The organism is Streptomyces glaucosporus (assembly GCF_039533345.1).
In the GTDB taxonomy this organism is placed as follows: Bacteria; Actinomycetota; Actinomycetes; order Streptomycetales; family Streptomycetaceae; genus Streptomyces; species Streptomyces glaucosporus.
On record NZ_BAAATJ010000027.1, the window covers coordinates 74,298 to 84,788 of the forward strand.

The following is a 10,491-nucleotide window of genomic DNA, read 5'->3' on the forward strand; positions in this document are numbered from 1 at the left end:
GCGGCGCGTCCGGCGCCCCGCCCGGCCCGCTACCGGACCCGGCACAGGATCTCCCCGTGGGGCACCATGAACCAGCCGTCCTCCCGCGTGCCCCACTCGCGCCACGCGGCGGCGATCCGCTCCAGCTCCTCCCGCTCCGCGTGCCCGCCGCCGACGGCGAGGGAGGCGTAGGAGGAGGCGACGGTGCGTTCCGCCCACAGGTCGCTCCACCAGGCGCGGTCGGCGCCGTCGGCGAAGCACCAGGCGCTCGCGGAGGCGGTGATGTCGGAGTCGGGGAAGCCCGCCGCGCGGGCCCACGACAGCAGCCTGCGGCCCGCGTCCGGTTCGCCGCCGTTCCCCCGGGCCACCCGGCGGTACAGGTCGAGCCAGCCGTCCAGCCCGGGCACCTCGGGGTACCAGGCCATGGCCGCGTAGTCGGAGTCCCGTGCCGCGACCACCCCGCCCGGACGGCACACCCGGCGCATCTCGCGCAGCGCCGCCACCGGGTCGGCCACGTGCTGGAGGAGCTGGTGGGCGTGGACGACGTCGAAGGAGCCGTCCGGGAAGTCCAGGGCGAGGACGTCGGCGCGCGCGAAGCGGACGTTGGTCAGGCCGCGCCCGGCGGCGGTGGCCCGCGCCTCCTCCAGGACGTCCCCGGAGGCGTCCACCGCCGTCACCTCGCCGGGCGCCACCAGCGCGGCCAGGTCCGCGGTGATGGTGCCCGGGCCGCAGCCCACGTCCAGCACCGACCGGCCGGGGGCCAGTTCGGGCAGGAGGTGGGCCGCGGAGTTGGCGGCGGTGCGCCACCGGTGGGAGCGCAGTACGGACTCGTGGTGGCCGTGGGTGTAGACGGCGTTCGCTTCGGTCATGGCCGCACTGTAGCGGTCTGTCTCGCCATCCGAGCAGAACCGTTTCGCATGATGGACATGGGAGGGAGCCCGCGCGTCTAGCCCGTCACCGGCCGGCCTCCCGTCGCGCCCTCCGCCGGGGGTCCGCCGTAGGGCCAGCGCAGCAGTGCGCCGAGCCCGCCCACGGGCAGTCCTCCGGGGGCGCCGGGCTCGTCCGCGAGCGGGCTCACGGAGACCACCTCGGCGCCGGTGGCCACCGCCGCCCGCACCAGCGCGTCGTCGGCACGGACGCTGACGGGACGGGAGTGGCCCAGGTACCGCACGTCGCTGCGGCGCACCGCCACCTGGTCCGGCTCGTCGCCCACCCACACCTCGCGGTGCAGGTCGGGCCCGTCGGGGCGGACCAGCAGCGTGTCGATGCGGTGCTCGCGCGCCGCGTCGACGAGCGCCGGCACGCCTTCGGCGGCTCCCACCCGGCCGTCGTCGGTCGGCACCCGCCTGGCCTGGAACCGCTCCATGACCTCGGAGGCGTGGCGGCGCAGCCGCTCGGCGCGGACCGACTCCACCTCCTCGTCCAGCAGGCGCTCGCTCTTGGCCTGGTTGCGGCCCGCGCCGCGGACCCCGTGCTCGGCGAGCACGGACACCTCCCGCAGCTCGGGCGCCAGCCGGTCCTGGACGGCGTGGCACTCGCGGCCGTCCCCGGCGAGCACCAGCAGTTCGGCGCCGGTCTCGCTGCGGCGCCGGCGCAGCTCCTCCGCGATGAGGGCGGCGTTGCGGTCCCAGGTGTTCTCCACCGAGTTCTGGAAGTGCCGCTCGTGCCAGGAGATCGACGGGGAGATGTGCAGCTGGTACTCCTCGCCCTGCACCTGGCCCACCTGGTGCCGGCCGGAGGAGTCGCGCAGTTCCAGGTCCGCGCCGGTGCGGTCCACATGGGCCACCAGGCAGGGCGGCGCCGCGTCCATCAGGTCCAGCAGAGGGGTGGTGTGCGGCAGCGGGCCCCAGGTGACCTCCGCGCCGCCGGGCGGCGGCGCGGCCAGGTCCCGGGTGAGCACCACCTCGCCCCCGGTGGCGAACACCGCCCGCCCCGACGGCTGCGAGGTGCGGGGCAGGGCGGCGAGCGTCTCGTACACCGCGCGGCAGGTGAGGTCGTCCGCGCCCTGACTCCTGAGCTGCTCGCACGCCTCGCGGGCGCTGAGTTCGTGGCGGGTGGCCGCGTCCTCGGTCGCCAGCGGGGTGTCGAAGTAGACCGAGGCCCAGGGGCCGGGCCGGTCGAGGATCGGGCTGAGGAATCCGAGTTCCATGGGCTCCCTCCTTGAATGGGGAGTTTCGGGTACCCGAACCGGTGCAAACGACACGGAAGACGACGCGGAAGGCCGCACAGAGGCCACCGAACAGGACCGAGCCAGGAGGTCACCGGCACATGGCACGCGAGATGGGAAGCGACCCGGGGAGCTGGGACATGGGAATCGATCCGGGAAGGCTGTCGGACGCCGAGCTGCTGGAGGAACTGCAGTCCCTGCACCGCACCCGGCACGACACCCTGCTGCACGGGTCGTCCGACGCGCTCGCCGCGCACACCAGGCGCACGGAGCAGCTGGAGAACGAGTACCTGAGGCGCCACCCGGAACGTTCGGTCTCGGCGGGCCGCACCCGGGAGGGCGCCCGGGCGCGGACCGAGTGAGAGACGGGAGGACAACGGGACGGGTGTTTGCCCTTCGCGGGCGGGGGCACCCGGACCGCGGCCGAGCGAGCGGCCCTGTGGGGGAGTGAGAAGGCTCCGGGCACGGAGGTCAGGGACCGTGCCCGGAGCCGCTCCGCGCCGGGACCGGGAACCGCCGGGGCCCGTCCGCGCGCCGAAAAACGCGTGCGCTCCCCGGGCGCGGCGGGAAAGGGTGGGACCGTGAGCACCCAGCCGAACACCCAGTCCCCGAACCACGGATCCCCGAACCACGGATCCCCGGACCGCGGATCCCCGGCCGGCCGCCCCCTGGAACCGGGCGGCGAAGTGACCGTCGTCCTCCTCAAATCCCGTGACAGGCGGGTGAGTTACCCGGCGGAGGCGCTGCGCGACGACGGCGTCCACGCGGTGGTGCGGGCGCCCTGGGCCGGGCCGCCGGTCCGCGACTTCGGCTTCGTCCGCTTCGAGCGGGGCGACGTGTTCACCGAGCACTACTGGCGCGACCGCTGGTTCTCGGTGAAGGAGGTGCGGGCCGCGGACGGCTCCCTCAAGGGCTGGTACTGCGACGTCACCCGCCCGGCCCGCGTCGAGGGCGGGACGCTGACCACCTGGGACCTGGAGCTGGACCTGTGGGTGTCGGCCGACCGGTCCGCCGTGCTGCGCCTGGACGAGGACGAGTTCGAGGCCGAGGGACTGGCCGGACGCGACCCGGAGGCCGCCGGACACGCCCGGCGGGCGCTGGACGAACTGGAGGACCTGGCCCGCTCCGGCGGCTTCGCCGCCCTGCTGGACTGAGGGCCGGACCCGGGGGCCACCACGGCCCCGGGAGCCGGCGGGAGAGCGGGGAGAGCGGGAGAAGCCGTAAGGAGCGGGAGAAGAGGGGGTGTGGAGAGCCGCACCCTCTCCACACCCCCGTCCCCGGACGGCGCGGGCCGCCTCACCCGCGCCGCGGCGCGCTCCCGCCGGCGCCCCCCGGCAGGAACTCCTGCGCCTTGGCCTTCACGCCCTGCCTGATCACCGACAGGCGGTCGGGGTCGCCCTTGGCGATCGCCGACACCATGGCCTCGACCTGGTCCCAGGTGGCGTGCGGCGGGATCGGCGGCATCGCCGGATCGGTCACGAACTCCACGACCGCCGGACCGTCGGCCTCCAGCGCCCGCCGCCAGGCGTCCTCGACGTCCTCCGGGCGCTCCACCCGGATGCCGGTCAGGCCCAGGGAGGACGCGAAGCCGGCGTAGGAGACGTCGGGGAGCTCCTGCGACGGCAGGAACTGCGGCGACCCGCTCATCGCGCGCATCTCCCAGGTCACCTGGTTCAGGTCCCGGTTGTTCCACACCCCCACGACCAGCCGCGGGTCCTCCCACTCGGAGCGGTACCTGGCGATCGTGATCAGCTCGGCCAGCCCGTTCATCTGCATCGCGCCGTCCCCCACCAGCGCGACCGCCGGACGGCCGGGGTGGGCGAACTTCGCGCCGATGGCGTACGGCACCCCGCAGCCCATGGTGGCCAGCGTCCCCGACAGCGAGCCGCGCATGGTGCCGCGCATCCGGATGTGGCGGGCGTACCAGTCGGTGGCCGAACCCGAGTCGACGCTGATGATCGCGTCGTCGGGCAGCAGCGGGTCCAGGGCGTGCATCACGTACTGCGGATTGACCGGGTCGGAGGAGAGCCGGGCCTGCCGCTCCATCACCTCCCACCAGCGCCGGACCGCCGCCTCGATCCCCTCCCGCCAGGAGCGGTCCTCCTTGCGGCGCAGCATCGGCAGCAGCCTTCGGAGCGTGGCGCGGGCGTCGCCGACCAGGTTCACCTCGTACGGGTAGCGCAGCCCGACCATGTGCGGGTCGATGTCGATCTGCACCGCCCGTGCCTGCCCGTACTCCGGCATGAACTGGGAGTAGGGGAAGCTGGAGCCGACCGTCAGCAGCGTGTCGCAGTCGCGCATCAGCTCGTAGGAGGGCCGGGTGCCCAGCAGCCCGACGGCGCCGGTCACATACGGCAGGGTGTCGGGCAGGACGTCCTTGCCGAGCAGGGCCTTGGCCACCCCGGCGCCGAGGACGTCGGCGACCCGCTCCACCTCCGCCCGCGCCCCGGCGGCGCCCTGGCCGACCAGCAGGGCGACCCGCTCGCCGGCGTTGAGGACCTCCGCGGCGCGCTCCAGCGCCTCGTCGGACGGGACGGCCGAGAAGTCGCTCATGCCGAGGCTGGAGGGCACCATCTTGAAGGCGTGGGCGGGCGGGGTGTGGTCCAGCTCCTGGACGTCCGCCGGGATGATCACGGCGGTGGGGCAGCGCCGGCCGTACGCGGTGCGGATCGCCCGGTCCAGCACACCCGGGAGCTGCTGGGGGACGGTGACGGTCTCGACGAACTCCGAGGCCACGTCCTTGAAGAGGGTGTGGAGGTCCACCTCCTGCTGGTAGGAGCCGCCCATCGCGCTGCGGTCGGTCTGCCCGACGACCGCCACCACCGGCACGTGGTCCAGCTTGGCGTCGTACAGGCCGTTGAGCAGGTGGATCGCCCCGGGGCCGGACGTCGCGGCGCACACCCCGACCCGCCCGCTGAACTTGGCGTAGCCCACGGCCTCGAACGCGGACATCTCCTCGTGCCGGGACTGGACGAACCGGGGCCGGTCCCCGGCGCGCGCCCAGGCGGCGAGGAGGCCGTTGATGCCGTCGCCGGCGTAGCCGAAGACGTACTCCACCCCCCACTCGCGCAGCCTGGAGAGCACGTGGTCGGACACTTTCCGGCTCATCGGGCGGCTCCTCTCGGTCCTGCGGTTCCTCGGTGTTCCCCCGTGCCCGGCCGTCCGGCCCCCTCCGGCCGTCCGGCCCCCGGCCCCGCTCGTCAGCCCCTGAGCCGCGGCAGGACCTCGTCCCGGTAGAAGGCGAAGAACCCCTCCAGGTCCGGTCCGATCTGGTTGACGTGCACCACGTCGAACCCGGCGTCGGCGAAGGCCCGCAGGGCGCGCACGTGCTCCTCGGGGTCGTCCCCGAAGGGCAGCCCGGAGGAGGCCACCGTCTCCTCGGTCACCAGCCGGGACGCCTGCTCGAAGTGGGCGGGGGTGGGGAGGATCTGCCCCAGCTCGCCCGGCAGGAACATGTTGGGCCAGCGCCGGTGGACGATGCGGACGGCCTCGTCCCGGTCGCGGGTGTAGCAGACCTTGGTCCCGGCGAACGCCGGCCGCCGCCCACCGCGCTCCCCGCCGCCGCGGCGGAAGCGCTCCAGCCCCTCGGCGTCCGGCATCGTGGTGACGAATCCGTCCGCGATCCGCCCCGCCAGCTCGATCGCGGCCGGGCCGAAGCCCGAGACGTCGATGGGGACCGGCTCGTCGGGCACGTCGTACAGCCGGGCGTTCTCCACCGTGTAGTACCGGCCGCGGTGGCTGACCTCCTCGCCGGTCAGCAGCCGCCGGATGACCTCGACGGCCTCCTCCAGCATCTCCATCCGCACCGACGCCCGCGGCCAGGGATCCCCCAGGATGTGCTCGTTCAGCGCCTCTCCGGTCCCCACGCCCAGCCGGAAGCGGCCCCGCAGCAGCACGGCACTGGTGGCCGCGGCCTGGGCGACCACCGCCGGGTGGACGCGCACGGTCGGGCAGGTGACCGCGGTCTGCACCGGCAGCGAGGTGACCCGGGAGACCGCGCCGATGACGGACCACACGAACGGGCTGTGCCCCTGGACGTCGTTCCACGGGTGGTAGTGGTCGGAGATCCACAGCGAGGTGAACCCCGCCTCCTCGGCCATCCGCGCCTGCTCCACCAGCGCCTCCGGACCGTGGTCCTCACAGGCCAGGAAGTAGCCGTACTCCGTCGCCTCGGGTGCCATCTGGGGTGCCCTTCCGCATGACCGGGTGCTCCGGACACCGGGTAACCGGGTGCCGGTGCGAAAAACATCGTTTGAAGGGGTGGGGCCCGGGCATCCGAACCCTCGTGCTTCGGACCGCAGGCACATCCGCGGGAGCGGCGTGAGCAGCATGACCTCCCCGCCCCGGGTGATCGAGCCTCGGCCCGCCTGTGCCCGTTCCCGCGGTATCCCCCACAGCCCAGTCCACAGTTCGGGAGAGACCGCACATGACCCCCGTACGAGCACGAGCCAAGCACGCGCGGCACCCTCACGACGACGCCCCTGACACCACCGCCCAATTCCGGCGCATAGCCGAACTCCCTGACGGCCCGGAACGCGACGAGCTGCGGCAACAGGTCGTGCGGGCCTGGATGCCCATGGCCGAGCGGCTCGCCCGGCACTTCCGCAACCGGGGGGAGTCCCTGGAGGACCTGGAGCAGGTGGCGGCCCTCGGCCTGGTGAAGGCGGTCACCCGCTACGACCCGGCGCGCGGCAGCGCGTTCGAGAGCTTCGCGGTGCCGACCATCGTCGGCGAGATCAAGCGCCACTTCCGCGACCACATGTGGGGGCTGCACGTGCCGCGCCGGGTGCAGGAGCTGCGCAACCGCGTCCGCGCCTCCGCCCGCCAGCTCAGCCACTCCCTCGACGGACGCGCCCCCGGGATCAAGGAGATAGCCGAGCACAGCGGCCTCACCGAGGAGGAGGTGCGGATCGGCTCCGAGGCCCTGGAGAGCTACAGCACCCTCTCGCTGGACGCCGAACTGCCCGGCGCCGACGACGGCTACGCCCTCGTCGACACCCTCGGCAGCTCCGAGCCCGGCTTCGACCTCGTCGTCTACCGGGAGTCGCTCAAGCCCCGGCTGCGCAAGCTGCCGGAGCGCGAGCGCAAGATCCTCTACCTGCGGTTCTTCTGCGACATGACGCAGAGCAGGATCGCCGAGCAGCTCGGCATCTCCCAGATGCACGTCTCCCGGCTGATCAGCCGCACCTGCAACCGCCTCCACGCGGAGGTGGAGGCCGACCAGGAGCGGGAGCAGGAGAAGGCCTACGCCGGCTCGCGGGCCGCGTAGGGGGATGAGGGGAGAAGGGAGCCGCCGGCCCGTGCAGGCCGGCGGCTCCCGCGTTCCCGGCGCTCCCCGCGCCCGGCGTCCCCGGTCCGCCCCGCGCGTCCCGGGGGCGCGTCACAGGCCGCGCAGCGCCAGGGCGAGGTGCCGCGCGATCCGGTCCACGGCGCCGGCCTCCGCCAGCTCGAACGGGCGGCGCCCACCGGTGCGCAGCAGCGTCAGCGCGCCCAGCGCCGGTCCGCCCTCGCCGTCGGCCAGCGGCACGCACAGCAGGGAGGTCGCCCCGGCCCGCACCAGCACGGGGGCGCCCGCGGCGTCCCGGCCGAACCCGGCGGAGTCCTCCAGCCGCACCCGCAGGGTCTCGCCGCCCCGCCGTATCGCGTCCACCACCAGCGGGCACGAGGCCGGGTCCTGCTCGGCGACCTCCTCCCGCAGCCGCCCGGCCGGGGCCAGGACGGCGGCCCGCCGCAGGGTCCCGCCGGGCACGACGACGTCGACGACCACCCAGTCGGCGAACCGCCCGTAGAGCGCGCCGGCCGCCCGCTGCGGCACCTCCTTGGGGGAGTCCGCCAGGATCAGCGCCGCCGTCACCGCGTCCAGCAGGTCCATCAGCTCGGCGTTGCGGGTGGCCTCGGCCAGGTCGGGGCGGGGCTCGGCGCGCTCCGCCGCCCCCGCGCCGGGCGCGGGCGGCACCGGGGCGGGGGCCGCGGCCCGCTGGAAGACGGCGAGGACGATCGTGCGCGGCTCGTGCGGGGGCCGCAGCGCCGTCAGCGTGGCCCGCAGTTCCCCGCCGGCCCGCCCGCGGTCCGGCGGGCGCAGCAGGTGGACGGCCAGGCTGAGGACGGCCTCGCCCCGGGCGACCGCGGCGACCTGGGAGCGGAAGACCGCCCGCGAGTCGTGGGCCAGCGAGCCGGTCAGCGACCGCCCGGTGGCGTACCCGGCGCGCACCCCGAACAGCTGGGTCGCGGCGAAGTTGAACCGCCGCACCACCCCGTCCCGGTCCAGCAGGGCCACCGCCACCGGCAGCCGCTGGAACAGGGCGCGCAGCAACTGGTGCTCGTGGTGCTCCTGGCGGCCGCCCCGGTGCCGCCCGGCCGCCGCCAGCTCCTCGTACCGCGGCCACAGCACCTCGGCCACGTGCTGGAGTTCGAAGAGGGCCGCGTCCAGGGCGGGGAGCTGGTCCGCGTCGGGCAGGGCACGCGCCGAACGCAGCTCCTCCACCCGTCGGCGGAAGTCCGCCAGTTCGGCTCCGAATTCCTCGGCCTGCGCCATGCGATCAACGTAACCCGCGAACCGCCGCAGGTCTCGTTGGTCACGCGGAAAAGTATGACTCGTCACTCTTTGTCGAGAAGATGACACCGGGGAAGGACGCCCGGGGCGGTGGGAGCCGTTCGGGAGACCCCGCCCCGACCAGGCCGTTTCCCCGTCGCCGTCCGGGGCAGCCGAACCTCGGAACCGGACGCCCGGCCCCGGCCGGAGCCCAGGGAAAGGACCGAGCACCACCATGCCGGACCGATGCGAAGCGATCCCGTTCGAGCCCGCTCCGGAACGGCCGGAGCCGGTGCTCGACGCCGCCTCCTCCGCCCGGAGCCTCGCCCGGCTGGCCGAGCAGATCGTCCGCTGCGTCCCCGGCTGCTGCGGCGCCGCCGCGACCGCCCACACCGGCGGCGAGGACCCCGAGGCGCCCGCCGCCGTCACCCACCCGGACCTGTCGGCGCTCCTGGCCGTGGAGTGGGAGACCGGGGACGGGCCGGTCCTCCACGCCCTCCGCACCGGCCGCCCCACCGGGGCGGACGACCTGCTGCTGGAGGAGCGCTGGCCGCGCTACCGCGCCAGGGCCCTGGACATGGGCCTGCGTGCCAGCGCCACCCTGCCCTACCGCCGCGACGCCCTCACGCTCGCCATCACCGTCTTCGCGTTCCGCCCCCGGCCCCTGACGGAGACCGTGCGCGGCTCGGCGGCGCTGCTGGGCGACCTGGCCGCCACCGGACTGGCCCGGGACCTGCGCTACCGCGAGGCGCTGGCGGAGGTCGAGCACCTGGAGAGCGCCCTGCGCAGCAGGCCCGTCGTCGACCAGGCCTGCGGCATCGTGATGTACGTGCTCGGCTGCGACGCGGAGGAGGCCTTCGCCCTGCTGCGCAGGATCTCCCAGCACACCAACCGCAAGCTCTCCGACCTGGCGCGGGCCCTGGTGCGCACCCGGGGGCACGGCATAGAGCAGGAACTCCAGCGGTTCCGGCGGCACACCTGAGGCGGAGGCACGGATGCAGCGGACCCACACCCCCCCACCCGGCACCGCACCCGGCACCGCACCCGGCGCCGTGCCCGCCGCCGTGGCCGACGCGGCCGGCGGCTACTGGCACCGGCGCGGCCTGCCCACCGCCCCCGGCCAGGTCGTGGCGGCGCCCACCGCGCCCCTGCTGCTCCTGGCGCTGCTCGCCGCCGCCTGCGGGGACGACGCGAGCGCCGGCGTGGTGCTGCCCCGGCCCGGCGCCGCCTGGCACGCCGAGCAGGTCCGGCTGCTCGGCCGCCCCCTCCACCCCGTCCCCGTGCCCGCCGAGTGCGGCGGGGTGCCCGACCCCTTCGCGCTGCTGGAGGCCGTGGGCCGGGCCCGCGCCGCCGGCGGCGACCCGCGGGTGCTGCTGCTGTCCGTGGCCGACGACGTCACCGGCACCACCGCGCCGCCCGAGCTGCTGAGCGAGGTGTGCGAGGCGGCGGCGCAGGAGGGGCTGATGATCGTCAGCGACGAGACCTGGCGCGACACCGTCCACGACCCCCAGGACACGGTGCTCGTCGGCCCCGCCGAGATCCTGCACTGCGCGGGCCGCGCGGCGGACGCGGGCACCCACCCCGGGGACGTCCGCGGCACCGGGCCGCGCACCCCGGCCGCGCCCGCCCGCGCCGCCGAGGAGACCCACGCCGTCGTGGTGCTCACCGCCGAAGCCGCCGGCCCCGCCTCCGCCCGGGGGCCCGGCTTCGGCGCGGGCGTCGCCCGGCTGCCCGCCGGCCGCCGCGGACGGGAGCTGGGGGAGCGGACGCGCGCCGCCCTGGCCGCCCTCCACGCCCGGCTGGACGGCCCCTG

The 10,491-nt window shown here is 75.4% G+C and carries 10 protein-coding genes; 5 read left to right on the plus strand and 5 right to left on the minus strand.

The genetic code is table 11. The features are described from left to right. Window positions 1-29: 29 nt before the first annotated feature. Together ABD358_RS23435 and ABD358_RS23440 are read right to left on the minus strand one after the other, a co-directional pair. Entirely contained in the window at window positions 30-848 is an 819-nt protein-coding gene (locus tag ABD358_RS23435; protein ID WP_344633094.1) for a methyltransferase domain-containing protein, read from the minus strand. A 77-nt stretch (window positions 849-925) separates the two neighbouring features. After that, on the minus strand, window positions 926-2,128 hold the full coding sequence (locus tag ABD358_RS23440; RefSeq protein WP_344633095.1) for a baeRF2 domain-containing protein: 1,203 nt from the start codon (window positions 2,126-2,128) through the stop codon (window positions 926-928). Between the two features lie 119 nt (window positions 2,129-2,247). On the opposite strand from ABD358_RS23440, the gene ABD358_RS23445 reads away from it, so the two are divergent. Next, window positions 2,248-2,508 carry a DUF6158 family protein gene (locus ABD358_RS23445; RefSeq protein ID WP_344633096.1) on the plus strand — a complete coding sequence of 87 codons (261 nt, stop codon included), beginning with the start codon at window positions 2,248-2,250 and terminating at the stop codon, window positions 2,506-2,508. A gap of 306 nt (window positions 2,509-2,814) precedes the next feature. Beyond that, window positions 2,815-3,300, plus strand: coding sequence for a ribonuclease FAU-1 family protein (locus tag ABD358_RS23450; RefSeq protein WP_344633110.1), 486 nt, complete (start codon window positions 2,815-2,817; stop codon window positions 3,298-3,300). Between the two features lie 142 nt (window positions 3,301-3,442). Here the strand turns inward: ABD358_RS23450 and ABD358_RS23455 are convergent, their stop codons facing one another. Both ABD358_RS23455 and ABD358_RS23460 read right to left on the minus strand, forming a co-directional pair. Then, a complete protein-coding gene (locus tag ABD358_RS23455) occupies window positions 3,443-5,254 on the minus strand; it encodes a thiamine pyrophosphate-requiring protein (RefSeq protein WP_344633097.1) in 1,812 nt (603 codons plus the stop codon). Window positions 5,255-5,346: 92 nt separating this feature from the next. Next, entirely contained in the window at window positions 5,347-6,327 is a 981-nt protein-coding gene (locus ABD358_RS23460) for a TIGR03557 family F420-dependent LLM class oxidoreductase (protein WP_344633098.1), read from the minus strand. A 245-nt stretch (window positions 6,328-6,572) separates the two neighbouring features. Between ABD358_RS23460 and ABD358_RS23465 the strand changes: the two genes are divergently transcribed. Further along, complete coding sequence (locus tag ABD358_RS23465; protein WP_344633099.1) at window positions 6,573-7,415, plus strand: SigB/SigF/SigG family RNA polymerase sigma factor; 843 nt, start codon at window positions 6,573-6,575, stop codon at window positions 7,413-7,415. Between the two features lie 111 nt (window positions 7,416-7,526). On the opposite strand, the gene ABD358_RS23470 is transcribed toward ABD358_RS23465, so the two are convergent. Continuing rightward, a complete protein-coding gene (locus ABD358_RS23470; protein WP_344633100.1) occupies window positions 7,527-8,681 on the minus strand; it encodes a PAS domain-containing protein in 1,155 nt (384 codons plus the stop codon). Window positions 8,682-8,913: 232 nt separating this feature from the next. Between ABD358_RS23470 and ABD358_RS23475 the strand changes: the two genes are divergently transcribed. Next, entirely contained in the window at window positions 8,914-9,660 is a 747-nt protein-coding gene (locus tag ABD358_RS23475; protein WP_344633101.1) for an ANTAR domain-containing response regulator, read from the plus strand. A 13-nt stretch (window positions 9,661-9,673) separates the two neighbouring features. Continuing rightward, the coding region (locus ABD358_RS23480; RefSeq protein WP_344633102.1) for an aminotransferase class I/II-fold pyridoxal phosphate-dependent enzyme at window positions 9,674-10,491 on the plus strand (818 nt) is incomplete at its 3' end.

Excerpts from the sequence above, each read along its gene's own strand:
- ABD358_RS23435 (WP_344633094.1), bottom strand. The coding sequence starts at position 848 with ATGACCGAAGCGAACGCCGTCTACACCCACGGCCACCACGAGTCCGTA.
- ABD358_RS23440 (WP_344633095.1), bottom strand. The coding sequence starts at position 2,128 with ATGGAACTCGGATTCCTCAGCCCGATCCTCGACCGGCCCGGCCCCTGG.
- ABD358_RS23445 (WP_344633096.1), top strand. The coding sequence starts at position 2,248 with ATGGCACGCGAGATGGGAAGCGACCCGGGGAGCTGGGACATGGGAATC.
- ABD358_RS23455 (WP_344633097.1), bottom strand. The coding sequence starts at position 5,254 with ATGAGCCGGAAAGTGTCCGACCACGTGCTCTCCAGGCTGCGCGAGTGG.
- ABD358_RS23460 (WP_344633098.1), bottom strand. The coding sequence starts at position 6,327 with ATGGCACCCGAGGCGACGGAGTACGGCTACTTCCTGGCCTGTGAGGAC.
- ABD358_RS23465 (WP_344633099.1), top strand. The coding sequence starts at position 6,573 with ATGACCCCCGTACGAGCACGAGCCAAGCACGCGCGGCACCCTCACGAC.
- ABD358_RS23470 (WP_344633100.1), bottom strand. The coding sequence starts at position 8,681 with ATGGCGCAGGCCGAGGAATTCGGAGCCGAACTGGCGGACTTCCGCCGA.
- ABD358_RS23475 (WP_344633101.1), top strand. The coding sequence starts at position 8,914 with ATGCCGGACCGATGCGAAGCGATCCCGTTCGAGCCCGCTCCGGAACGG.